General features: G+C 73.7%; 21 protein-coding genes. 4 read left to right on the forward strand and 17 right to left on the reverse strand.

The features are described 5' to 3' along the window. Positions 1-110: 110 nt before the first annotated feature. From IE180_RS31655 to IE180_RS31665, 3 genes are all read right to left on the reverse strand, one after another. On the reverse strand, positions 111-404 hold the full coding sequence (locus IE180_RS31655; protein WP_116161966.1) for a TFIIB-type zinc ribbon-containing protein: 294 nt from the start codon (positions 402-404) through the stop codon (positions 111-113). Positions 405-471: 67 nt separating this feature from the next. Further along, complete coding sequence (locus tag IE180_RS31660) at positions 472-1401, reverse strand: phosphotransferase family protein (protein ID WP_190160479.1); 930 nt, start codon at positions 1399-1401, stop codon at positions 472-474. Positions 1402-1729: 328 nt separating this feature from the next. Continuing rightward, positions 1730-1894: a hypothetical protein gene (locus tag IE180_RS31665; protein WP_030691991.1), complete on the reverse strand. Its 165-nt coding sequence runs from the start codon at positions 1892-1894 to the stop codon at positions 1730-1732. A 502-nt stretch (positions 1895-2396) separates the two neighbouring features. Between IE180_RS31665 and IE180_RS31670 the strand changes: the two genes are divergently transcribed. Continuing rightward, entirely contained in the window at positions 2397-3572 is a 1176-nt protein-coding gene (locus tag IE180_RS31670; protein ID WP_190160394.1) for a serine/threonine-protein kinase, read from the forward strand. Positions 3573-3592: 20 nt separating this feature from the next. On the opposite strand, the gene IE180_RS31675 is transcribed toward IE180_RS31670, so the two are convergent. The 8 genes from IE180_RS31675 to IE180_RS31710 all read right to left on the reverse strand — a co-directional run bounded on the left by IE180_RS31675 (position 3593) and on the right by IE180_RS31710 (position 14745). Beyond that, positions 3593-4411, reverse strand: a complete 819-nt coding sequence (locus tag IE180_RS31675; RefSeq protein WP_190160395.1) for a TrmH family RNA methyltransferase — start codon at positions 4409-4411, stop codon at positions 3593-3595. 111 nt (positions 4412-4522) lie between these two features. Continuing rightward, a complete protein-coding gene (cobA, locus tag IE180_RS31680) occupies positions 4523-5755 on the reverse strand; it encodes a uroporphyrinogen-III C-methyltransferase (protein WP_190160396.1) in 1233 nt (410 codons plus the stop codon). A gap of 297 nt (positions 5756-6052) precedes the next feature. Next, the gene (gene cobT, locus IE180_RS31685) at positions 6053-9577 is read right to left on the reverse strand and encodes a nicotinate-nucleotide--dimethylbenzimidazole phosphoribosyltransferase (protein ID WP_190160397.1); all 3525 of its coding nucleotides are present in this window, start codon (positions 9575-9577) and stop codon (positions 6053-6055) included. A gap of 334 nt (positions 9578-9911) precedes the next feature. Beyond that, positions 9912-11153, reverse strand: a complete 1242-nt coding sequence (gene cbiE / locus IE180_RS31690; RefSeq protein WP_190160398.1) for a precorrin-6y C5,15-methyltransferase (decarboxylating) subunit CbiE — start codon at positions 11151-11153, stop codon at positions 9912-9914. 71 nt (positions 11154-11224) lie between these two features. Further along, positions 11225-11860 carry a GNAT family N-acetyltransferase gene (locus tag IE180_RS31695; RefSeq protein ID WP_190160399.1) on the reverse strand — a complete coding sequence of 212 codons (636 nt, stop codon included), beginning with the start codon at positions 11858-11860 and terminating at the stop codon, positions 11225-11227. A 217-nt stretch (positions 11861-12077) separates the two neighbouring features. Then, on the reverse strand, positions 12078-12932 hold the full coding sequence (locus tag IE180_RS31700) for a MetQ/NlpA family ABC transporter substrate-binding protein (RefSeq protein ID WP_190160400.1): 855 nt from the start codon (positions 12930-12932) through the stop codon (positions 12078-12080). Positions 12933-13024: 92 nt separating this feature from the next. Beyond that, a complete protein-coding gene (locus IE180_RS31705) occupies positions 13025-13693 on the reverse strand; it encodes a methionine ABC transporter permease (protein WP_190160401.1) in 669 nt (222 codons plus the stop codon). Further along, complete coding sequence (locus tag IE180_RS31710; RefSeq protein ID WP_190160402.1) at positions 13690-14745, reverse strand: methionine ABC transporter ATP-binding protein; 1056 nt, start codon at positions 14743-14745, stop codon at positions 13690-13692. Before IE180_RS31710 ends, IE180_RS31705 begins: the two co-directional genes overlap by 4 nt. A 568-nt stretch (positions 14746-15313) precedes the next feature. Here IE180_RS31710 and IE180_RS31715 point away from each other — a divergent pair. Both IE180_RS31715 and IE180_RS31720 read left to right on the forward strand, forming a co-directional pair. Then, positions 15314-15676, forward strand: a complete 363-nt coding sequence (locus IE180_RS31715; RefSeq protein ID WP_190160403.1) for a hypothetical protein — start codon at positions 15314-15316, stop codon at positions 15674-15676. Positions 15677-15678: 2 nt separating this feature from the next. Further along, entirely contained in the window at positions 15679-16089 is a 411-nt protein-coding gene (locus IE180_RS31720; protein ID WP_190160404.1) for a hypothetical protein, read from the forward strand. Positions 16090-16121: 32 nt separating this feature from the next. Here the strand turns inward: IE180_RS31720 and IE180_RS31725 are convergent, their stop codons facing one another. From IE180_RS31725 to IE180_RS31735, 3 genes are all read right to left on the reverse strand, one after another. Continuing rightward, positions 16122-16613 carry a GNAT family N-acetyltransferase gene (locus IE180_RS31725; protein WP_190160405.1) on the reverse strand — a complete coding sequence of 164 codons (492 nt, stop codon included), beginning with the start codon at positions 16611-16613 and terminating at the stop codon, positions 16122-16124. 36 nt (positions 16614-16649) lie between these two features. Next, a complete protein-coding gene (locus IE180_RS31730; protein WP_229861103.1) occupies positions 16650-17288 on the reverse strand; it encodes a sigma-70 family RNA polymerase sigma factor in 639 nt (212 codons plus the stop codon). 104 nt (positions 17289-17392) lie between these two features. Continuing rightward, a complete protein-coding gene (locus tag IE180_RS31735; RefSeq protein WP_190160406.1) occupies positions 17393-18574 on the reverse strand; it encodes a glycerophosphodiester phosphodiesterase in 1182 nt (393 codons plus the stop codon). A 242-nt stretch (positions 18575-18816) separates the two neighbouring features. On the opposite strand from IE180_RS31735, the gene IE180_RS31740 reads away from it, so the two are divergent. Continuing rightward, positions 18817-19488, forward strand: a complete 672-nt coding sequence (locus IE180_RS31740) for a lysophospholipid acyltransferase family protein (protein WP_190160407.1) — start codon at positions 18817-18819, stop codon at positions 19486-19488. A gap of 63 nt (positions 19489-19551) precedes the next feature. On the opposite strand, the gene IE180_RS31745 is transcribed toward IE180_RS31740, so the two are convergent. From IE180_RS31745 to argH, 3 genes are all read right to left on the reverse strand, one after another. Further along, on the reverse strand, positions 19552-21096 hold the full coding sequence (locus IE180_RS31745; protein WP_190160408.1) for an MFS transporter: 1545 nt from the start codon (positions 21094-21096) through the stop codon (positions 19552-19554). After that, entirely contained in the window at positions 21093-21644 is a 552-nt protein-coding gene (locus tag IE180_RS31750) for a TetR/AcrR family transcriptional regulator (RefSeq protein WP_190160409.1), read from the reverse strand. Before IE180_RS31750 ends, IE180_RS31745 begins: the two co-directional genes overlap by 4 nt. A gap of 117 nt (positions 21645-21761) precedes the next feature. Then, the gene (argH, locus tag IE180_RS31755; RefSeq protein WP_190160410.1) at positions 21762-23189 is read right to left on the reverse strand and encodes an argininosuccinate lyase; all 1428 of its coding nucleotides are present in this window, start codon (positions 23187-23189) and stop codon (positions 21762-21764) included. Positions 23190-23266: the final 77 nt, after the last annotated feature.

The following is a 23266-nucleotide window of genomic DNA, read 5'->3' on the forward strand; positions in this document are numbered from 1 at the left end:
GGGAGAGCGCTTCCCTGACACGGAAGAGGTCACTGGTTCAATCCCAGTATCGCGCACCAGCAAGAAGCCCCCGGCCGCAGCTCGCGGCCGGGGGCTTCTGCGCGTCCCGGTCAGGAGGAGAAGAGCATCCGCCCGAAGCCGCCCTTGCGGTAGTGGCCGCCGTGGTGACCACCGTGGTGGCCGCCGTGGTGCGGGGCACCCCAGGCGGGCGCGGCGGGGGCGGGCTGCGCCGGGTAGGCCGGCGGGGCGGGCGGGGCCTGCTGGACCCACTGGGACTCCAGGCGGGTCAGGGCCTCCAGCTCGCCGTAGTCCAGGAAAATGCCCCGACAACCGCTGCACTGCTCGATCTGGACGCCGTTGCGGTTGTACGTGTGCATGGCCGCATGGCACTTGGGACACTGCATGCTCGGCTCAACTCCCTGACATTGCCGTTCGAATGGTGGCTTCACCTTACGGGGACGCCGAAAGGGCCTACCCGGTTCGATGTCCGGCGATGCGGGCACAGGTGTCGATCATCACTTCCTCGACCTCGTCGAGCGGCCGGCGCCCGGTCGTGGACTTGGCCAGGGCCAGCGCGGCGGTCTGGACCGTCAGCGCCCGGGCGGGCACGTCGAGGCGGCCCCAGGGCTCCGCGTCCACGGCGGGGCCGCCCGCCTCCTGGTACGCGCCGAGGAAACGCGTCCAGACCTCGGGCGGCAGCAGGCCGGCGGCGAACCAGGCCGCGGGCCGGGCCAGGTCCCACGCCGGGTCGCCCAGGCCGAGGTCGTCGATGTCGATGAGCCGCCAGGGCGCGTCGCCGCCGGCGTCCCCCCGGGCCCCGGGGCGGGCGTCGCGGACCAGCTGACCGAGGTGGAAGTCGCCGTGGCACAGGAGCCGGTGCGCCGTCCGGGGACTCTCGGGAACAGTCCGCCAGGCGTCCAGGACCGTGGCCGCCGCCGGATGGTCCGGAGCCGTGCGCCGCATCCGCTCCACGGCGAGGGCCGCCTTCTCCGGGGCCCGCATGTCCGGGAGCCGGTCCGCCCAGCCGGGCGGGGGCGGGGTGCGGTGCAGCAGGGCGAGGAGTCGCGCCGCCTCCTCCCACGGTGCGGCGTCGGGCTCCTCCGGGTCGACGGGCGGACCGTACGGCCAGACCGTGACCGGACGGCCGCCCAGCGCCTCGGGGGCCGTCCGCGGCTGCGGGAGGGGCGGCAGGAGCACTCCGCCGACGTCCTGGTGCGCGGCCAGCGCGAGCCGTACGCGGTGGGCCTCGGGGTCGGTGCCGGGCGCGTGCGCCTTCGCGACGAGGCCCCCGTGCCGTACGACGGTCCCGTCGTCCCGGTCCGCCAGCACCCCGACGAGCCCTCCCTCGCAACGACAGGGCTCGCCGGACGGGTGGGCGGCGGCGTGCGCGAGGGCGGCCAGGCGGTGGAGCGGGCCTCGGCCGCCGGGCGCGGAGGACGGGGGCGACGCCGGGGGCGTCGGGGGTATCGGGGGTATCGGGGGTGCTGGGGCCACCCCCGGAGCGTACGGGGTGGCCGTTCGCTCCGGTGGCCGCTCGCGTCGGATGCCGCTCGGTGGACGGCCGGTCGTGTCGGGAACGCGCGAGGGTCCGGCCCCGCCGGGAACGCGCGAGGGCCGGTCAGCTCCCCAGCCGACCGGCCCCACGCTGCCGTCCGCCGCACCCCCGTCCCCACGGGGTTGATGGCCGGATGTCCCGACCCGGGCCGCTCTCCCGGGTCCGGGGCGCCGCTCAGCGCCCCAGCATCACGCCCACGGACGACGCCTGTGTGACCACCGCTTCCCAGCCGCCGAAGACGACCACGAGCAGGGCCGCGAGAGGGAGGACCATGGCCGTGGCCACCAGGGGGTGACGGCGGCCGGAGGGCCGGGTGGTCCGCGGTGCCGTGTACGCCATGGTTCCTCTCCTGTCGTGTCTGGTGCGGCGGGTACGTGACCTCGGGGGACGAGTGCTGCACCCGCCGCGTGACCTCCACACTAGGGAGCGGGAAACGCCGGGGCGTCATGCCCGCGTACCGACTTCCGGGCCTCCCGAAGGATGACGTCCGCCCGCGCGACGTACTCCCCTGGGTGGAGACGGCGGCCCGGAACCCGGGGTCCTCCCGGAGGGGACGGCCCGCGAGTGACATCGATCACTTCCCGGACGCCGGAGGTGCGGCCCGGTGCGGGGCCCCCGTCCGGCGGCCCCGGGAGGCGCTCGCCGGGGTGCCCGGCCGTGCTCGCGCCCGCACCTCAAGTGGGTTTTCGGGAAGGGGGGTTGGGGGCGGGCTCCGTTACCGCCGGTCCCCCGACCTCCCCCTCAGCACTGACAATCGATCCCGGTGCGAGGGCGCGGCCTATGAGCGCGTACGGGCACCACTACGTAAGCTGTGCCACGTCGAACGGACGAGGGGACGGACATGGCGATGATGCGGCTCCGGCGCGAGGATCCGCGGATCGTCGGGTCGTTCCGGCTCCACCGCAGGCTGGGGGCCGGCGGGATGGGCGTCGTGTACCTGGGGTCCGACCGGCGCGGCCAGCGGGTGGCGCTGAAGGTGATCCGGCCCGACCTCGCCGAGGACCAGGAGTTCCGCTCGCGGTTCGCCCGTGAGGTGTCGGCGGCCCGGCGGATCCGCGGCGGCTGCACCGCCCGGCTCGTCGCCGCCGACCTGGAGGCCGACCGCCCCTGGTTCGCCACCCAGTACGTGCCCGGCCCCTCCCTGCACGACCGGGTCGCCGAGGAGGGTCCGCTGCGGGCCGCCGACGTCGCCTCGATCGGGGCGGCGCTCTCGGAAGGGCTCGTCGCCGTCCACGAGGCCGGGGTCGTCCACCGCGACCTGAAGCCCTCGAACATCCTGCTCTCCCCCAAGGGCCCCCGCATCATCGACTTCGGCATCGCCTGGGCCACCGGGGCCAGCACCCTGACCCACGTGGGCACGGCCGTCGGCTCCCCCGGCTTCCTCGCCCCCGAGCAGGTGCGCGGCGCGGCCGTCACCCCCGCCACCGACGTCTTCTCGCTCGGCGCCACCCTGGCGTACGCGGCCATGGCCGACTCCCCGTTCGGGCACGGCAGTTCCGAGGTCATGCTCTACCGCGTCGTGCACGAGGAGCCCCAGCTGCACGGGGTGCCGGACGCGCTGGCGCCGCTCATCAGGGCCTGTCTCGCGAAGGACCCCGAGGACCGTCCCAGCACCCTGCAGCTGTCGATGCGGCTCAAGGAGATCGCGGCGCGCGAGGCCCAGGGACTGCCGGTCTCCCGGCCGCCGGTGCAGCGGGAGCGCTCCGAGGAGCGGAGCGCCGTCCGGCCCACCGAGCGGTACACCGACCGGGACGTGCCCGGTCGCGGGCCCGAGAGGGAGCGGGGCGGCGAGCGGGGACGGGGGACCGGCCCCTCGTCCCGGCCTTCGGCGGGGCCCCGGACCGGGGGTTCGCGCGGACCTCAGTCCCGGCCCGGGACCCGGCCCGGCGCCCGCTCCACCTCGACCGGGCGCCGGCCCGCCAACCCCCGGCTGCTGCGGCAGCGGCTCTTCGTCTTCGTGGTCGTGACCCTCGTCGTGGCCCTCGGGATCGCCGCCGCCCAGGCCCTGCAGGGGTGAGGGCGGGGCAGGACCAGGGGTCAGGACTCCGGGCGGCCCGTCGCCACCGCGTAGAACGCGACGGCCGCCGCCGCGCCCACGTTGAGCGAGTCCACGCCGTGGGCCATCGGGATGCGGACCCACTCGTCGGCGGCGCGCAGGGCCTGCGTGGACAGGCCGTCGCCCTCCGCCCCGAGCATCAGCGCCACCCGGTCCAGGCGGTGCGGGGCGGCCTCGTCGATCGAGGTCGCCTTCTCCGCCGGGGTGAGGGCGAGCAGCTTGAAGCCCGCCTCCCGCACCGCCTCCAGGCCCCGGGGCCACGCCTCCAGGCGGGCGTACGGGACCGAGAAGACCGCGCCCATCGAGACCTTCACCGAGCGCCGGTACAGGGGGTCCGCGCAGTCCGGGGACAGCAGGACCGCGTCCATGCCCAGGGCGGCGGCGCTGCGGAAGATGGCGCCGATGTTGGTGTGGTCGTTGACCGACTCCATGATCACCACCCTGCGGGCGCCCGCGAGCAGCTCGGCGGCCTCCGGGAGCGGCTTGCGCTGCATGGAGGCGAGGGCGCCGCGGTGCACGTGGTAGCCCGTGACGCGTTCCGCGAGGTCCGGCTGGATCGCGTACACCGGGGCGGGGACCTCGTCGATGACGTCGCGCATGACGTCGACCCACTTGGCCGAGAGCAGCATCGACCGCATCTCGTAGCCGGCCTGCCTGGCGCGGCGGATGACCTTCTCGCCCTCCGCGATGAAGAGGCCCTCCGCCGGCTCGCGCCTGCGGCGGAGTTCGACGTCCGTCAGGCCGGTGTAGTCGCGCAGGCGCGGGTCGTCGGGATCGTCGATCGTGATGAGTTCGGCCACGAGGTGATACTGCCTTGTCCGGGGTGTGGTGCCAATGCGTGGAGGCGGGGCCGCCCGTCGTCCGGGCGCCCCGCGAGCGCTCCCCCGCCGTCGCGTGCGGGGGGCGCCGGGTTACTTCGTCGGTTTGTCGGGGCCCTCGGCGACCACCTCGCCGACGACGATGACCGCCGGCGGGCGGACCTCCTCCGCCTTGACCGTCTCCGCCACCGTCGCCAGCGTCGCGTCCACCCGGCGCTGGGTCGCCGTCGTCCCCTCCTGGACCAGGGCCAGGGGGGTGTCCGGGGACTTGCCGTGGGCGATCAGCGCCTCGGCGATCTTGCCGATCTTGTCGACGCCCATGAGGATGACCAGCGTGCCCGTCAGCTTCGCCAGGGACGCCCAGTCCACCAGCGAACGCGGGTCGTCGGGGGCCACGTGGCCGCTGACCACCGTGAACTCGTGGGCCACCCCGCGGTGCGTCACCGGGATGCCGGCCGCTCCCGGGACCGAGATCGAGCTGGAGATGCCCGGGACCACCGTGCAGGCGATGCCCTCCGCGGCCAGCGCCTGGGCCTCTTCCATGCCCCGGCCGAAGACGAACGGGTCCCCGCCCTTGAGGCGGACCACCGACTTGCCCTGCTTGGCGTGCTCGATGAGCGCGTTGTTGATGGCTTCCTGGGCCATGAAGCGGCCGTACGGGATCTTCGCCGCGTCGATCACCTCGACGTGCGGCGGCAGCTCGTCCAGGAGGTCGCGGGGGCCGAGCCGGTCCGCGATGACCACGTCCGCCTCCGCGAGCAGCCTGCGGCCCCGGACGGTGATGAGGTCCGGGTCGCCGGGGCCGCCGCCCACCAGGGCGACGAAGGGGGTACGGGAGCGGTGCGCGGGTGCGGCGATCGAGCCGTCGCGGAGGCCCTCGACGATCGCGTCGCGCACGGCGGCGGAACGGCGGGGGTCGTGGCCGGTGAGCACCGCCACCGTGACGCCGGCGTCGCGGCCCGTGGCCGGGGTCCAGGCGGTGGCCGCCTCGGCGTCGTCCGCCCGTACGCACCAGGTCCTGGTCCGTTCGGCCTCGGCGGAGGCCGCGGCGTTCGCCGTCTCGTCCGTGGTGGCCACCAGGGCGTACCAGGCGTCGGCGAGGTCGCCTTCCTCGTACCGCCTCTTGATCCAGGTGATCTCGCCCGTTTCCGCCATCGCGTCGACGGAGGGGGTCGCGGAGGGCGAGATCAGGGTGATCTCGGCGCCCGCTGCGATCAGGGCCGGGAGTCGGCGCTGGGCCACCTGTCCGCCGCCGAGGACGACGACGCGGCGGCCGGCGAGGCGCAGGCCGACGGGGTAGGCGGGGTACTCGGCGTTCTCTGCCATGCGGGCGGCTCCTCGGAAGGAAGTGTGCGGGGCCGCTGCTGCGGTGAAGCGGCTGGTGGGGCGCGGTTTCCGCCCCACGATATCGGTGGCGGGGGCACGTCACGCTGTGACGGATCTCCCGGTGGGTCCGTGACGTGGGGGACGCTCCGGAACCGGGTCCGGGACCGCGTGAGGCACGGCGCCCGCGGGGGCGTCCGTGCTCGCGGCGCGCACGCGCCGCACCTCACGCTTCACGTCCGGACCCGGTTCCTGCGCGTCCCCCGCTTCCGCCGGTGGCTGGGGGACGCGCCGGCGGTGCTACTTCTCCGTGACTCCCGCCGAGTCGAACGTGGCCACCTCGTGCATCGCACGGGCCGCGCTCTGGACCAGGGGGAGGGCCAGAAGCGCGCCGGTGCCTTCGCCGAGGCGCAGGTCCAGGTCGACCAGGGGGCGCAGGCCCAGCTTGTTGAGGGCCGCCACGTGGCCCGGCTCGGCGCTGCGGTGGCCCGCGATGCACGCCGCGAGGGACTCGGGGGCGATGGCGCGGGCGACGAGGGCCGCCGCGCCCGTGGAGACGCCGTCCAGGATGACCGGGGTACGGAGCGAGGCCGCGCCCAGGATCAGGCCCACGAGGGCCGCGTGCTCCAGGCCGCCGACCGCCGACAGGACGCCGATCGGGTCCGCCGGGTCCGGCTTGTGCAGGTCGAGGGCGCGCCGGACCACGTCCACCTTGCGGGCGTGCGTCTCGTCGTTGATGCCGGTGCCCCGGCCCGTGACCTCGGCCGCGTCCACCCCGGTGTAGACCGAGATCAGTGCCGCGGACGCCGTGGTGTTCGCGATGCCCATCTCGCCCGTGAGCAGGGCCTTGTTGCCGGCCGCCACGAGGTCGCGGGCCGTTTCGATGCCCACCTCGATCGCCGCCAGGACCTCCTCGCGGGTCATGGCCGGGCCCGTGGTGAAGTCGCCCGTCCCGGGGCGGACCTTGCGCGGCAGGAGGCCCGGGGTGGCCGGGAGTTCCGCCGCCACGCCCACGTCGATGACGCAGACCTCGGCGCCCACCTGGTTCGCGAAGGCGTTGCAGACCGCTCCCCCGCCGAGGAAGTTGGCCACCATCTGGCCGGTGACCTCCTGCGGCCACGGGGTGACGCCCTGGGCGTGGACGCCGTGGTCGCCGGCGAAGATCGCCACGGCGGCCGGTTCCGGGATCGGGGGCGGGCAGACGCGGGAGAGGCCCGAGAGCTGTGCGGAGATGATCTCCAGCATGCCCAGCGCCCCGGCGGGCTTGGTCATGCGCTTCTGGCGCTCCCACGCCTCGCCGAGCGCCTTGGCGTCCAGCGGGCGGATGTTCGCGACGGTCTCCTGGAGCAGGTCGTGCGGCTCCTCGCCGGGCAGCGCGCGGCGGCCGTACGTCTCCTCGTGGACGACCCAGGCCAGCGGGCGGCGCTTGGACCAGCCCGCCTGCATCAGTTCGGGCTCCTCGGGGAACTCGTCGACGTAGCCCACGCAGAGGTACGCGACCACTTCGAGGTGCTCGGGAAGGCCGAGCGTACGGACCATCTCGCGCTCGTCGAAGAAGCTGACCCAGCCGACGCCGAGGCCTTCGGCGCGGGCCGCGAGCCAGAGGTTCTCCACGGCGAGCGCCGAGGAGTACGGGGCCATCTGCGGCTGTGTGTAGCGGCCCAGCGTGTGGCGGCCGCCCCGGGTGGGGTCGGCGGTCACGACGATGTTCACCGGGGTGTCGAGGATGGCCTCGATCTTCAGTTCCTTGAACTGCTTCGCCCGGGCCTTCGGCAGCGACTTGGCGTAGGCCTCGCGCTGACGCCGGGCCAGCTCGTGCATCGTCTGCCGGGTCTCGGCGGAGCGGATGACGACGAAGTCCCAGGGCTGCGAGTGGCCCACGCTGGGCGCCGTGTGGGCCGCTTCGAGGACCCGGAGGAGCACCTCGTGCGGGATCGGGTCGCTGCGGAAGCCGTTGCGGATGTCGCGGCGCTCGCGCATCACGCGGAGGACGGCCTCGCGCTCGGCGTCGTCGTAGGCCGGGGCCGGGGAGGCGGGGCGCGGTTCCGTCGCCTGCTCTTCGGCGGCGGGCGCGGAGTCGTCCTCCTCCGTCTGCGGCGCGGCCGGCGAGGACTCGGACGCGGTCCCGGCGTCGGATTCGGCCGGGGCCTGGGGGACGGCCTCCGCCTCGGGGACGACCTCCGCCTCGGGGGCCGGTTCGGCCTCCGGCGGGACCTGGGCCTCCACCGGCGCCTCGGAGGCGGGCTCGGCCACGACCGGGACCTCCTCCGCCGCCTCCACCGGCTCTTCGGCGGGGGCCGCGACCGGGGCGTCCGCCACCGGCTCGACGGTGGCGGGCTGCTCGGCGGCGGGCTCCACGAGGGCTTCCGCGACCGGCTCCGCCGCGGTCTCCACGACCTCGGGGGCGGCCTCGGCCCGGACCTCGGCGGGCACGGCCTCGGCGGGCGCGGCCTCGGCGGGCGCGGCCTCTGCGGGCGCGGCCTCTGCGGGCGCGGCCTCTGCGGCCTGGACGGGCTCCTCGGGGGCGGGCTGCGGGGCCTGCGCGGGCTCCTCCACGGGCTGCGGAGCCTCGGGGGCGGCCTCCGCCGGGGCCTCGGCCACCGGCACGGCGGCCTGGGGCACGGCGGCCTGGGGCTCGACGGCCTGCGCCACCTGTACGGGCGCTTCGGCCACCTGCGGCTCGGCGACCTGCACCGGTCCGGCGGGCTCGCCCTCGCGGGGCGCGGGCACCGTCGCCTGGACCTCCACGGCCTCCGCGACGGGCTCGGCGGCCTCCGCGACGGGCTCGACCACGTCGGCCGGGGCCTCCGCCACCGGCTCCACGGGCGTCTCCGCCACGGGCTCGGCCGGGAGCGACGGCTCCTCGGCCGGGGCCTGCTCCGCGATCGGCGCCGGCTCGGTGGCCTGGGGCGCCTCGGCGGGCATCGGGGCCAAGTGCGGGGTCGTCGGGACGGAGCCCTCGACCTGGACGAACCGGGCCGTCGGCGGGACGACCGTTTCTGCGGGCGCCTGCGGCGCGGCCGGCTCCTGCGGCTGTGCGACCCACGGCTCGGCGCCCTGCGGGGCGAGCTGCTGGTCCTGCGCGATCTCGAAGTACTCGGGGCCGGTGGTCGGCGGACCCGGGTTCCGCACCGGCATCGGGGCGGGGGCCGTGGCCACGGCCGGCTCGGGGGCCGGCGCGGGCTGCGGGGCCGGAGCGGGTGCGGTGGCCGGGCCCCGGTCGGCGAGGGAGAGCACCACGCCACCGCCGGCCTCGGGCACCGGCGGGCCCATGTGCAGCGGGCGGCGGGCCGGCGGCGGGGTCGGGGACGCGGTCGCGGGCGGGGGCATGCGGACGCCGCCGAGGTCGACGGAGCCGGAGTCGCGGCCGGCCGCCTCGTGGGCGCCGGTGTCGAGGATGCCGGGCTCGTAGCCGTGCTCGGTGGGCACGGGGACGCCGTGCGCCGGGGTGCCGAGCGGCACTCCCTGCGGCGGGGTCTGGCCCTGCGGGGCGGTCAGCACGTCGGCGAGCGCGACCCCGTCGGGGAGCGGGCCCGTGAGCGGGTCCGGCAGCGGGTCGGTGAGCGGGTCGCCCATCGGGATCTGCGCCTCCGGGACGGCGGCCGGCGGGGCCGGGACGGCGACCGGCGGCGCGGGCGCGACGCCCGGCGGGTGCTCGCTCCAGGCGCCCTGGGCGCCCGGCATCAGGAGGATGTCGTCGTCCTCGGCGGTGTGCCCGGAGGGGTCCAGGAAGGTGTACGCGTCCGGAGCGGGGATGCCCGGCTGCTCGACCATGCCTGCGTTCTCCGGCAGCCCCTCGCCCGGGACCTGGCCGGTGTCCGTCATGCGTACCCCTCGCCCATCGCTTGTGCTCCTTCAGACCTGCGCCCGTCGACAAGAACGAGCGCGCGCGCCGCGCGGCACGAAACACGCGCGGACACCCACACATTGTCGCGGCCTTCGGCCATCGTGACAGGGAGATCTGCCACGGTGCGCTGTGGACTGCGCCACGTCGCGCGGTCCCCCCGTTGTCAAGTACCACGTCAGTGGCACAAAGCGGCCACCCATTCGGGACATTGGCGAACAGAGTGCCGAACGTCCCGGTGCGGTACAACAATCGGCCAGCCTACCCTGCCCCGGTGGGGCGGCCTGGTCATGGGTGGGGGGTCCTCCGGCGGAGCTAGGAGGAGTTCGCCCTGCGTCCGGAGAGCAGGAAGACGACCGAGCGCTCGCGTTCCGACCAGTCGTCCGGGTCGAGTCCGACGGTCTGGAGGAGGACGCTCTCGACGGCGTAGCCGCCTTCGGCGAGGGCGGTGCCGATCGCCTCGGCCTCGTCGCGGGTGGAGGCGTGGGCCACGATGCGCTCCGGGCGCCGGTCGGTGCAGGCGGTGACGACGGGGACGCCACCGGCCGCGATCCGTACGACGTCGGGTTCGGGCAGGTTCTCCAGGACGTGCGGGGCGCGGCCCGGGACGGTCTGGAGGAGGACCCCGTGCCTGCGGGCGGCCCGTTCGGTGCGGGCGCAGGCGTCCGGGGCGACGTCCACGGCGATGACGGCGGCTCCGAAGCGGGCGGCTTCGACGGAGAAGGCGCCGCCCGCGCAGCCGATGTCCCAGACGAGGTCGCCGGTGCGGGGCCCGAGGCGGGCCAGTTGGGCGGCCCGGAGGGCGGGGGCCGTGCCGGCGCCGGTGTGGGCCGGTCCGGTTCCCGGGCCTTCGCCCTCGGAGTCGTACTCCTCGGTGGGAAGGCCCCAGCCGCGTACCGTGCGCGTGGCCGGGTCCCGGCCCATCAGCCAGGGGGCGGTGGGGGTGCCGCCGGGTGCGCCGCCGATGACGAGGACGACGTTCGGGTCGCGCCAGGTGTGGTCGGCGGCCCTGTCCGAGGTGAGGACCGAGACCTGTTCGCGGTCAGTGCCGAGCTCCTCGCAGACGACGAAGGTGCGGTGGACGCCGTCGAGGAGGAGGGCGAGCTCGGCCGGTCCCGCGCCGGGCGAGGTGAGGACGGCGACCTTGGGATGGGCGCGGCAGACGTTGACGGCGCGGCGGAGGGTGCGCTGGTGGGCGACGACGATCCGGGCGTCCTCCCAGGGCATGCCGGCGCGTGCGAAGGCGGCGGCGACGGACGAGACGGCAGGGACGACCTCGACCTCCAGGCCGTGCTGGGGGGCGCGCAGGGTGCGGACCACGCCGAAGAAGCCGGGGTCGCCGTCGGCGAGGACGACGGCGGTGCCGCGGTGGCCGGCGATGCGGCGGGCGGCGAGGTCGACGCTGCCGAGGCGGATGCGTTCGGCGCCCGGCGGCACCTCGGGCAGCGTCAGGTGGTGGCCGGCGCCGGCCACGAGGGTGGCGGCGGAGAGCGCGGACCGGGCCGCCGCGGTGAGGGGCGAGCCGTCCCAGCCGATCACCGTGACGCGGTCGGCCATCGTCGTCTGTCTCCCTGGTGTCGTCGCAGGTCGGGGGCGTGCCGAGCGTACCCCGGGATCGCCCCGGGGGCTCAGCTCCAGTCGGTGTACGAGGAGTAGCCGGCTTCGGCCATCTGGTCGGCGACGCCGTCGAGGTCCTCGGGGAGGAGGCCCCAGACGATGAAGTCGGTGCGCAGTTCGGTCCAGCCGCCGTCCTCGGTGCGGGTGCGGGCTATGCAGGCGTTGCGCAGGACGCCCTCGCTGATGCAGCCGATCTTCTGGGCGACCTGCTGGGAGGCGGTGTTGTCGGCGGCGGTGCGCAGTTCGAGGCGTTCGAACTTCTGGTCGCCGAAGAGCCACTGGGCGGTGGCGAGCGCGGCTTCGGAGGCGTAGCCCTCGCCCCGGGCCCAGGGGGCGACGATGTAGGACATCTCGGTGGAGCGGACCCGCCAGTCGGTGTGGGCCAGCTGGACGATGCCGACGAGACGCTGGGTCAGGAACTCGGTGACGGCGAGGTCGAGGCCCCGGCCGGCGGTGCGTTCGGCGGGGGCGTACTCGGTGATCCAGCGGCGTGCGGCGGTCTCGGTGAAGGGCTGGGGCACGGCCGTCCAGGCGGCGACCATCTCGTCGTTCATCATCTCGGTGAGGGCCGGGGCGTCCGTCTCCTCGAGCGCGCGCAGCACCAGCCGGTCCGTGTTGATGGAGATGTCCGGGAAGGTGGTAGTCATGCGCAGCTCCATGCCGTGGACCGTCCGAATCGACCGTGAACGCACAGCATGCAGCATGCGGCCGCCGGTGCGCATGGCCGGGTCGGGTGTGCCGGGGTGTGGGGGCGGGCGCGGCGAAGGCCCCGCGCACCGGACGGGGTGCGGGGGCCTTCTGCTCAAGGAATGTACGGGGGAGCCGGTCTGACGGTCCCTCGGACGTGGTTCCTGTCGGGCGTCCTCAGCCGGCGGCGCCGAAGGCCGGGACGACCGAGCCCTTGTAGGTGTCCTCGATGTACTTCTTCACCTCGGGCGAGTTGAGGAGCCCGGCGAGCTTCTGCACGCGGGCGTCCTTCTCGTTGCCCGCCTTGACGGCGAGGAAGTTGGCGTACGGGTTGCCCTCCGCCTTCTCCAGGGCGAGGGCGTCCTTCGCCGGGGAGAGCTCGGCCTCGATGGCGTAGTTGCCGTTGATGACGGCGGCGTCCACGTCGTTCAGGGCGCGGGGCACGGTGGCGGCCTCCAGCTCCTTGAACTCCAGGCCCTTCTTGTCGGTGATGTCGGAGAGCTTGGCGTCGGTGCCGACACCGGACTTGAGGGTGATGAGGCCGTTGTCGGCGAGGAGGTGGAGGGCGCGGCCCTCGTTGGTGGTGTCGTTGGGGACGGCGACGGTCTGGCCGGCCTTGATGTCCTTCACCGACTTGACCTTCTTGGAGTAGAGGCCGAGCGGCTCCAGGTGGACGTTCACCACCGGGACGATGTGGGTGCCGTTCTTCTTGTTGAAGTCGTCGAGGTACGGCTTGTGCTGGAAGAAGTTGGCGTCGACCTGGCCGGACTCGGTGGCGGTGTTCGGCAGGACGTAGTCCGTGAACTCCTTCACCTCCAGCTTCAGGCCGGCCTTCTCGGCCAGGTTGTCCTTGACGAAGTTCAGGATGTCGGCGTGCGGCGTCGGGGACGCGGCGACGACGAGGGGCTTGTCGGCGGCGCCGGCCGCGTCCTTGGCGGAGGACGGGTCCGAGGAGGTGCCGCAGGCGGTGAGGCCGAGGGCGAGGGCGGCGGTGGCGGCGATGCCGGCGGTGAGCTTGACGTTCTTGCGCACGAAGAGTGCCTCTTTCCGGTGGAGCGGGTTCTTTGCCTGGACAACAAGTCCGGGCTGTTCTTCGAGAATCGAAGTCTTGGGGGCCGGTGGCGTTACGCGGTGCGGCCCCGGCGGGCGAGGAGTCGGACGACCCCGTCGCCGATGAGCTGGACGACGGTCACGACGGCGACCAGGACCACGACGGTGACGAGCATGAACGTGGTGTCGAAGCGCTGGTACCCGTAGGTGACGGCCTTGGAGCCGAGGCCTTCGCCGCCGACCGCGCCGGCCATCGCGGAGTAGCCGATGAGCACGATCACGGTGGTGGTGACGGCGGAGACCAGCGAGGGCAGGGCCTGCGAGAGCAGCACCTTGCGGACGATGGTGGGGATGCCGCCGCCCATGGCCTGGACGGCCTCGACGAGCCCGTGGTCGACCTCGCGTATCGCCGTCTCGACGAGGCGCGCGAAGAAGGGGATGGCGCCGATGGCGAGCGGCACGATCATCGCGGTGGGGCCGATGAAGGTGCCGACGACGAAGGTCGTGAAGGGGATGAGGGCGATCAGCAGGATGATGAACGGCAGCGAACGCCCGATGTTCACGATCGCACCGACGACCTTGTTCACCGGCCGGTTCTGCAGCAGTCCGCCCTTGTCCGTGAGGACGAGGAGGATGCCGAGCGGGAGGCCGCCGACGATGGTGACGACGGTGGCCCACAGGACCATGTAGAGCGTGTCGACGGTGCCCTGCTCCAGGAGGGGCTGCATCTCCGACCAGGTCACTTGGCACCTTCCTTGACCAGTACGGGCGCGGTGCCCGGCTCCTGTGCGTCGTCTTCCACGAGTTCGACCTGGAGGCCCTGCTCCCGCAGGAAGCCGACCGGGACGACGTTCTCCTCGTACCGTCCGGGGAGTTCGATCCTCATCCGGCCGATCTGCTTCCCGCCGACGGTGTCCATCGCCGCCCCGAGGATCGAGATGTCGATGTTGTACGTGCGGGAGAGCTGCGAGATGACCGGCTGGGTCGCGGCCTCGCCGTGGAACGTGACGTCGACGACGGTGCGGTCGGGGCCCGTGGGGGCGCCGCTGACCGGGAACAGCTCGGCCGCCAGCTGGGAGCCGGGGGTGGCGAGCAGTTCGCCGACGGTGCCGGACTCGACGACGCGGCCCTTCTGCATGAGCGCGGCGGAGTCGCAGATCGTCTTGACGACGTCCATCTCGTGCGTGATGAGCAGGACGGTGAGGCCGAGCTGCCGGTTGAGGTCGCGCAGGAGCTGGAGGATGGAACGGGTGGTCTCCGGGTCGAGGGCGCTGGTGGCCTCGTCGGAGAGCAGGACCTTGGGGTTGCCGGCGAGGGCGCGGGCGATGCCGACGCGCTGCTTCTGGCCGCCGGAGAGCTGGCCGGGGTAGGACTTCGCCTTGTCGGCGAGGCCGACCAGGTCGAGGAGTTCCAGGGCCCGGCGGGAGCGCTCGGCGCCGGAGACGCCGAGGATCTCCAGGGGGAGCTCGACGTTGTCCTTGACCGTGCGGGAGGACAGCAGGTTGAAGTGCTGGAAGACCATGCCGATGCTGCTGCGCGCCCGGCGCAGGTCCTTGCCGGCGCGGCGGCTCTTTCCGGCCAGGGCGGTGAGGTCGACGCCGTCGACGGTCACGGTGCCGGCGGTGGGGCGCTCCAGGAGGTTGACGCAGCGGATGAGCGAGGACTTGCCGGCGCCGCTCTGGCCGATGACGCCGAAGACCTCGCCCTCGCGGACGTGGAGGTCGACGCCGTCCAGAGCGGTGACCTGTCGGCCGCGCGACTCGTAGACCTTGGTCAGGCCCGAAGTGGTGATCACAGGGGTTTCCGTCACTGTCGAGTGCGCGACGCGGGGTCCGCCGTGCACGGGATTCGTCTTCGGACAGTCAGGCGCACGGGAGGCTGCTCCGGCCGGCTGGTGGCCGGTGGACAGCGGTGCGCGGGGCGGGCACGGTCCGGCGCCGGGTGGCGGGCGGATCGGCTCGGCCGTCGGGGTCTCGCTTCGGGGCGCGAGACTCAGGCGGGGGCCCTCAGATGGCGCACATTCGACACGTACGACGAGCACCGGGCGTCGTGTTCGCCTCGGTCGCAAGGGTGCGGCTGCTCGTCGTGGTCATGGCTGCAAGTAAAACATGCGCAGCTGCGAAGGGAAGCGGGGTGTCCGAATACCGGACATCACTGAGACGGCATGCGGACGCGCTCGAACCGCGTCACGGCGCGCCTTTCCGTACGCGGCCTGGAGGGAACGGCCCCGGGGCCGTTCGCGGAGGGGAGGGCGGTCGGGCACGGGATGTGGCGGAGGCCACGCGCCCGGCGGGCCGGGGCCGGGGGCGGGGGGCAGGGGGGCGAGCGCATCGGACGCTTCGGGCCGTAATACCCTCGGGCGCATGCTTGACGTCCTGACGGTCGCGGTCTCCGCGGCCGCGCTCGCCCTCGCCGCCTGGTGCGGCTTCGCCGCCTTCCGGGACCAGTCGACCAAGGACTGGCACTTCATCGGCATGGCCGTGGTGACCTTCCTGGTCCTGGTCCAGCTGATCGTCGGCATCGTGCAGCTGGCGCGCGGCGAGGAGGCGGAGGAGGGCACGACGATCTTCGTCGCCTATCTGCTCGGCGCGCTGTGCGCGGTGCCCATCGCCGGTTTCATGTCGCTCGCGGAGCGCAGCCGGTGGGGTTCGGCGACGGTGGCGGCCGGCGCGGTCGTCCTGGCCGTGCTCGAAGTGCGTCTCCACGACATCTGGACGGTGGGCTGACCATGACCGCGACCGAGGGAACGACCCGCCTGGTCAAGGGCCCGGGCATGCTGCTCGTCTGGCTGTACGGCGTGATGTCGGTCGGCGCGGTCTCGCGCTCGATCTACCAGATCGCGAGCGAGTTCGACCGGGCCCCGCTGGCGTACTCCCTGTCCGCGGTGGCGGCGGTCGTCTACGTCTTCATCACGTACACGCTGGTGCGGGGCGGGGAGAAGGCCCGCAGGGCGGCGCTGGTGTGCTGCGCCGCCGAGCTCGCGGGCGTGCTGGTCGTGGGGACCTGGACGCTGGTCGAGCCGTCCGCCTTCCCGGACGCGACGGTCTGGTCGGACTTCGGCTACGGCTACGTCTTCATCCCGGTGCTGCTGCCGCTGACCGGCATCTGGTGGCTGCGGAAGTCCGCCGAGGCGGCCTGAGCGGCCCGGGTCCCGTCTTTCGGATCAGACCCCTAGGCGGCCTTCTCCAGGGTCACCAGGGTGACCTTCGGACCGAGTTCACGGGTGCCGACCTGCTCGTACCCCTTGCTGCGGTAGAGGCGCAGGTTGCCCTCGCTGCGGTGGCCGGTGAAGAGCTGGAAGCGCTTGGCGGGCGTCGTCGCCCCGGCGCCGGCGGCCGCGAAGTGGCGCTCGATGCCGTCGAGGAGGCGGCCGCCGAGGCCGTGCCGCCGCATGCGCGGGTGGACGATCAGCTTGGCGATCCGCACGGTGCCGTCCTCGTCGAGGCGGCCGCGCACGGAGGCGACGACCTCGTCGCCGAGCCGGGCCACGAGTCCGTGCCCCTCGGCCAGTTCGGCGCGCAGGGCGTCGAGCGACTGGGTGAGGGGCTCGATGGACCAGTCGCCGTACAGCTCCGCCTCGCTCTGGTAGCAGAGGTACTGCAGCTTCAGGATGTGCTCCGCGTCCCGCGCGTCCGCCGCTGAGATGGTCACACTCAGGCCCATGTGTGCACGCCTCCCGCTCATCTGTCGATCATCGGTTCACCGCACCTTTCCCCGTCGGCCGGGGGCGGGAACCTCCGCAGCCAGCATTCTGCGCAGGCATCCCAGGCAACGGGAACGCATCGGCCCCAGACTGCCCTGTGAGATACCCAACTCCCCTGCGATTTCGCGGTAGGTGAGGTCCTCCGGGTCGAGCATCGCGGTGAGCACCCTCGGACAGCGGCCGGGCGTCCTGGTGACGGCGGCGCGCAGGGTGCGGCGCCCCTCGGCGACCAGCAGGGAGTGCTCCGGGGAGCCGTGGGGCTCGGCGCCGCCCGGCTCGTGGAGGGGTTCGTCCCGGTAGGGGCGTTCCCGGTCGTGGGTCCTGCGGGCGCGGCGTGCCTCCGCGCGGACGGCGCGGCGCAGCCATTCGGCGGGCCGTTCGGGAGCGGCGCCGGTCTGCCGGAGCTGCTCCAGGAGGCGGAGCCAGACGGCCTGTTCGAGGTCGTCCGGATCGACGCCGGCGGCCGGCGCCTCGGCGTCGGACTCGGCGGAGAGGAGGGGGGCGAGGGCGGCCAGGAGGCCGGGGGCCTGAGCCTCCGGGGCCTGAACCTCCGGGGCCTGAGCCTCCGGGGCCGGGGGATCCGCGGCGGGGGCGGTTTCGGGCGTGGTTGCGCGGGCGGTTTCGGGGGTGGTCATGACCGGCACGATGCCGGGGTGCGCGGCGGCGGTTGCGGCACGGGGCGCAAACCACCCGGGAGGGGGGCGTGCGCCCGGCGGTCCGGCCGTACGCCCCCGTCGGGTCAGTCGCGGGCGGCGAGGTCCGCGGCGGCGAGCAGGGCGGTGTCCGGGTTGTCGGAGAAGATGCCGTCGATCCCCGTCTCCAGGTACCGCTTGAGCGCCCCGAAGGCGTCGCCGTACGCCGTCGGGTCCGTGCCCTTGCGGAAGTCCGCGGGCAGGAAGGCGTTCTCGTTGCGGTGCGTGTACGGGTGGAGGATCAGCCCCTCGGCGTGCGCGTCGCGGACCAGGGCGGTCGGGGTGCCGAGCCGGCCGTTCGCGTCCTTCGGGACGACCAGGTCGAGCGTGGGGCCGATGCCCCGCGCGTACGAGGCGATCCAGGCGAGGCCCTCGGGCGTGACCAGGTCGGCGACCGTGCGCGGGTCCCCTGCCTCGACGAAGTCCCAGGGGCGGCTGCTCGCGCCCGAGAGCAGGACGACGCCGGGGGCGTCCACCAGCCTCGCCAGGCGCTGGATGCTGCTGGGCTCGAAGGACTGGAGGAAGACGGGGGAGTCCGCGCGGTGGCGTCCGTACCGGCGCAGGAGCTTGGCGAGCGGCTCCTCCAGGCCGAGGCCGAGGGAGCGGAAGTAGCTGGGGTGCTTGGTCTCGACGTGGAGCCAGATCTCGCGGCCCCTGCGGCGGCCCTCCTCCTCGGCCCAGCGCAGCACCTCCTCGAAGGTGGGGACCGTCCAGCGGCCGTCGTAGAGGGTGTTCTCCTGGCGGGTGCCGGGGATGCGCTCCTTGGCCCGGAGGGTCTTGAGCTCGGCGAGCGTGAAGTCCTCGGTGAACCAGCCGGTGAGCGCGGTGCCGTCGACGGTCTTGGTGGTCTTCCGGGCGGCGAACTCGGGGTGGTCGGCGACGTCGGTGGTGCCGGTGATGTCGTTCTCGTGACGGCAGACGAGGTGTCCGTCCCGGGTGGGGACGAGGTCCTGCTCGACGACGTGGGCGCCCAGGTCGAGGGCGTGCCGGTAGGAGCCGAGGGTGTGCTCGGGGCGGTAGCCGGCGGCGCCGCGGTGGCCGATGACGGTGGGGACGGGGAGGGAGCGGTAGCCGTGGCCGCGGCCGGGCGTGCGGGGGGAACCGGCCGCCTGCCGCTCGTCGGCCCGCGCGGTGCCGGCCGCGAGGACCGTGGAGGCGCCGAGGACCGTGGCGCCCGCCGCTCCGAGAACCGTCCGCCGTGCCGGGGTCCGGCGTTCGCCCTGGGTCATGAGGGATCCTCCTGTGTGAGCCGCGGTGTGATGTCCCGCACCTGTCAACTGTTGTCCCCGACGCTAGGCAGCGGGGCCCTACGGGCGGCAGACCTCGGCGGAACATGGCGGAAACACGCGTCAACACTGCGTATCCGCTCGGTGAACCCGATGTGCGCGTGGGGGTGACCCGCGAGTATCGTCGCCAGCTGCGACTGTCGTCTCGACAGCTCGACCGACCCGCTTCCCACCCGGAGGAACCGTTGTCCCGTCTCGCGATCATCAAGGCAGTGCTCGGGCCGGTCATGCGCCTGATGTTCCGCCCCCGCGTGGAGGGCGTCGAGAACATCCCCGGGACGGGTCCCGTGATCCTCGCGGGCAACCACCTGACCTTCATCGACTCGATGATCATGCCGATCTGCCTGGACCGTCCGGTCCACTTCATCGGCAAGGACGAGTACGTGACGGGCAAGGGCCTCAAGGGCCGGGCGATGGCCTGGTTCTTCACCAGCGTGGGCATGATCCCGGTGGACCGGGACGGCGGCCGCGGTGGTGTGGCGGCGCTGATGACGGGCCGTCGGGTCCTCGAGGAGGGCAAGATCTTCTCGATCTACCCGGAGGGCACCCGCTCCCCCGACGGCCGGCTGTACCGGGGCCGTACGGGCATCGCGCGGCTGACGCTGATGACGGGGGCGCCGGTGGTGCCGTTCGCGATGATCGGCACCGACAAGATCCAGCCGGGCGGGTCGGGCTTCCCCCGCCCGGGCCGGGTGACGGTCCGCTTCGGCGAGGCGATGGAGTTCTCGCGGTACGACGGGATGGACCGCGACCGGTACGTCCTGCGGGCGGTGACGGACTCGGTGATGGCCGAGGTGATGCGGCTGTCCGGACAGGAGTACGTGGACATGTACGCCACGAAGGCGAAGGCCGCGTAGCCCGCGCGCACGCGGCGGTGCCCCGTACGGTCGAGCCGTACGGGGCACCGTGCGTTTCCGGCGTCAGTGCTCGACGCCGCCCTCCAGCTTCTGGCCCCGCAGGAGGAACCAGGCCGCGACCGCCGTCGCGAGGAGGACCGCCGCGCCGACGCCGGCCGCGATCCGCAGGCCGTCGACGAAGGCGTCCTGGGCGGAGCCGACCAGGGCGGCCGCCGTCCCGGGGGCGAGGCCGGCGGAGGCCTCGACCGCGCCGCCGAGCGACTCGTGGGCGGCCGACGCGATGTCCGAGGGGACGCCGGCCGGGGTGGCGAAGCCCCGGTAGACGCCGGTCACGATGGAGCCGAGGACGGCGATGCCGAGCGCGGCGCCGAGTTCGTACGCGGTCTCGGAGACGGCGGAGGCGGCTCCGGCCTGCTCCTTCGGAACGCTGGAGAGGATCACGTCGGCGGTCACGGTGAAGGAGAAGCCCGCGCCCACGCCCACGACGAGGAGGCTCGCGCCGAGCAGCGGGTAGCCGGTGCCCCGGTCGAGCGTCGTCAGGACGGCGAGGGCGAGGCCGACCGCCGCGAGACCGCCGGCCACCACGGACCGCACGGAGAAGCGGCGGGCCACGACGCCGGCGATCAGACCGGTCGTCACGGCGCCGATCGCGGCCGGCAGTTCGGCGAGACCGGCCTCCAGGGGCTGGCGGCCCTGGACCAGCTGGAAGAACTGGGACAGGAAGAACACCAGACCGGAGAGGCCGAGGACGGTCAGCAGGTCGGCGAGGACGGCGCCGGAGAAGCCGCGGTGGCGGAAGAGGCGCATGTCCAGGAGCGGCGCGGGCAGGGTCAGCTGCCTGCGGACGAACCAGGTGAGGGCGGCGGCGCCGGTGAGGGCGGCGGCACCGGCGTCGAGGGAGAGGCCGCGGGAGGCCAGCTCCTTGACGGCGTAGACGACTCCGATGACGCCGACGAGGGAGAGGGCGACGCTGGGGAGGTCCCAGGGGCCGTGGTTCGGGCTCTTCGACTCGGGGATCAGCCTGGCGCCGACGAGGACGAGGACGGCCATGACGGGCAGGTTGATGAGGAAGACCGAGCCCCACCAGAAGTGCTCCAGGAGGAACCCGCCGACGACCGGTCCGACGGCGGCGCCGGCCGAGGCCATGGCGCCCCAGACGCCGATGGCGAGGCTGCGCTCGCGCGGGTCGTGGAAGAGGTTGCGGATGAGCGCGAGGGTCGACGGCATGAGGGTCGCGCCGGCGACGCCGAGCAGGGCGCGGGCGACGATCATCATCTCGGGACTGGTCGCGTAGGCGTTCAGGACCGAGAGGGCGCCGAAGGCGGTGGCGCCGATCAGCAGCAGCTTCTTGCGGCCGATGCGGTCGCCCAGGCTGCCCATGGAGACCAGGAGTCCGGCGATGACGAAGGAGTAGACGTCGCCGATCCAGAGGAGCTGGGTGCCGGTGGGCTCGAGGTCCTCGGAGAGGAAGGGGGTGGCGAGGCCGAGCACCGTGGCGTCGACCGCCACGAGGAGGACGGCCAGGACGAGCACGGAGAGGGCGAGCCACCGGCCGGGGCGGCGCCCGCCCTCGATATGGCTCTCGGCCTTGATGCTGCTGGTGGTCACTTCTCCACGCTCCTGCGCGCTCCGCCGAGCAGCAGCTCGGCGATCATGTACTGGAAGTCCTTGGCGGCGACCCGGCCGTCCTGCACGGCCCAGGCGCCGGAACCGACGAGCCCGTAGAAGGCCTCGGTGAGCCAGGCGGGGGTCAGGTCGATGCGGAAGACGCCCTGCTCCTGTCCGCGCCGGAAGAGCGCGGAGACGCGGGCGTCGAGGCGTTCCCAGCCCTCGTTCTGCTGGTCGCCCTCGAAGAGCTGGTTCTCGGTGACGAGGAACGACAGCAGGGGTGCGACGGGCTCGACCTCGGCGACGAGCCGCCGTACGGCCTCGTCCGCGGGCCCTTCCTCGGTGCGGGCCCGGTCGTGGGCCGCCTCCAGCTCCTGGAGCCCGAGCTCCTCGAGCGCCCGCACCAGGGCGTCCCGCCCGGCGAAGTGCCGGTGCAGCGTGGCCCGCCCGATCCCGGCGGCCCGGGCGACCTCGTCCATGGTGGCGGTCGCCTTGCGGGTGAGCAGGGCGGCGGCGGCACGGAGTACCTGGATGCGATCGACTGACATGAGACAAGAGTACACCGAGTGAGACATTGATGTCTCACTCGGGACGTGACCATGCACAAAAGGGCGCCGCCGTCCTCCGGGAAGGAGGACGACGGCGCCGCGGGTCGCCCGCGAGGGCTACTTCTTGGCCTCGGCCCAGGCGTGCTGGATCACCAGGTCCGCCTTGACCTCGATCAGCTGGGTGGCGACCGCCGAGGGGGCGGTGCCGCCGCGGCCGTTGCGGGAGGCGAGGGCGCCGGGGACGTCGAGGACGGTGCGGACCTCGGGGGTGAGGTGCTCGGAGATCTTGGCGAACTGCTCGTCCGTGAGCTCGTCCAGCTCCTTGCCCTCGGACTCGGCGACCTTCACGCACTCGCCGGCCACCTCGTGCGCCACGCGGAACGGCACGCCCTGCTTGACCAGCCATTCGGCGATGTCGGTGGCGAGGGAGAAGCCGGCCGGGGCCAGTTCCTCCATCCGGTCGCGGTTGACCGTGAGCGTCGCCATCATGCCGGTGAAGGCCGGGAGCAGGACCTCCAGCTGGTCGCAGGAGTCGAAGACCGGCTCCTTGTCCTCCTGGAGGTCCCGGTTGTAGGCGAGCGGGAGGGCCTTGAGGGTGGCCATCAGGCCGGAGAGGTTGCCGATGAGGCGGCCGGACTTGCCGCGCGCCAGCTCGGCGATGTCCGGGTTCTTCTTCTGCGGCATGATCGACGAGCCGGTGGAGAAGGCGTCGTGCAGGGTCACGAAGGAGAACTCCTTCGTGTTCCAGATGATGATCTCCTCGGCGATCCGGGAGAGGTTGACGCCGATCATCGCCGTGATGAAGGCGAACTCGGCGACGAAGTCCCGGGAGGCCGTGCCGTCGATCGAGTTGCCGACCGAGCCCCGCTCGAAGCCGAGGTCCTTCGCCACCGCCTCCGGGTCGAGCCCGAGGGAGGAACCCGCGAGGGCGCCGGAGCCGTACGGGGAGACGGCCGTCCGGGTGTCCCACTGCCGCAGCCGCTCGGCGTCCCGGGAGAGGGACTGCGCGTGGGCGAGGACGTGATGGGCGAAGAGCACCGGCTGGGCGTGCTGGAGGTGCGTGCGGCCGGGCATCGCGACGTCCGGGTGGGCCTCGGCGAGGCCGACGAGGGCGTCCTGGAGGTCGGCGACGAGGCCGCCGATGATCCGGGCGTGGTCGCGCAGGTACATGCGGAAGAGGGTCGCGACCTGGTCGTTCCGGGACCGGCCGGCGCGCAGCTTGCCGCCGAGCTCGGCGCCGAGGCGCTCCAGGAGGCCCCGCTCCAGGGCGGTGTGGACGTCCTCGTCGGCGAGGGTGCCGACGAAGGAGCCGTCGGCGACGTCCGCCTCCAGCTGGTCGAGCCCGGCGAGCATCCGGGGCAGCTCGTCCTCGGTGAGCAGTCCGGCCTTGTGCAGCACGCGCGCGTGGGCGCGGGATCCGGCGATGTCGTACGGCGCGAGACGCCAGTCGAAGTGGACCGAAGCGGAGAGCTTCGCCAGGGCCTCGGCGGGGCCGTCGGCGAACCGTCCGCCCCAGAGCCGGACGTCACCGTTGTTGCTGCTCACTGCTGCTCCTCGATCGAACGTGGGCGGATGGCGCGGGGCCGACACTGATGAGCATAACTATGCGGAGTGTCGTATGT

The sequence above is a fragment of the Streptomyces litmocidini genome (genome assembly GCF_014649755.1).
Classification (GTDB): Bacteria; Actinomycetota; Actinomycetes; order Streptomycetales; family Streptomycetaceae; genus Streptomyces; species Streptomyces litmocidini.

Coding starts and splice junctions, on each gene's coding strand:
- IE180_RS31715 (WP_190160403.1), top strand. CDS start 15,314: ATGCTTGACGTCCTGACGGTCGCGGTCTCCGCGGCCGCGCTCGCCCTC.
- IE180_RS31655 (WP_116161966.1), bottom strand. CDS start 404: ATGCAGTGTCCCAAGTGCCATGCGGCCATGCACACGTACAACCGCAAC.
- IE180_RS31670 (WP_190160394.1), top strand. CDS start 2,397: ATGGCGATGATGCGGCTCCGGCGCGAGGATCCGCGGATCGTCGGGTCG.
- IE180_RS31735 (WP_190160406.1), bottom strand. CDS start 18,574: ATGACCCAGGGCGAACGCCGGACCCCGGCACGGCGGACGGTTCTCGGA.
- cobT (WP_190160397.1), bottom strand. CDS start 9,577: ATGACGGACACCGGCCAGGTCCCGGGCGAGGGGCTGCCGGAGAACGCA.
- IE180_RS31730 (WP_229861103.1), bottom strand. CDS start 17,288: ATGACCACCCCCGAAACCGCCCGCGCAACCACGCCCGAAACCGCCCCC.
- IE180_RS31720 (WP_190160404.1), top strand. CDS start 15,679: ATGACCGCGACCGAGGGAACGACCCGCCTGGTCAAGGGCCCGGGCATG.
- IE180_RS31665 (WP_030691991.1), bottom strand. CDS start 1,894: ATGGCGTACACGGCACCGCGGACCACCCGGCCCTCCGGCCGCCGTCAC.
- cbiE (WP_190160398.1), bottom strand. CDS start 11,153: ATGGCCGACCGCGTCACGGTGATCGGCTGGGACGGCTCGCCCCTCACC.
- IE180_RS31695 (WP_190160399.1), bottom strand. CDS start 11,860: ATGACTACCACCTTCCCGGACATCTCCATCAACACGGACCGGCTGGTG.
- cobA (WP_190160396.1), bottom strand. CDS start 5,755: ATGGCAGAGAACGCCGAGTACCCCGCCTACCCCGTCGGCCTGCGCCTC.
- IE180_RS31725 (WP_190160405.1), bottom strand. CDS start 16,613: ATGGGCCTGAGTGTGACCATCTCAGCGGCGGACGCGCGGGACGCGGAG.
- IE180_RS31750 (WP_190160409.1), bottom strand. CDS start 21,644: ATGTCAGTCGATCGCATCCAGGTACTCCGTGCCGCCGCCGCCCTGCTC.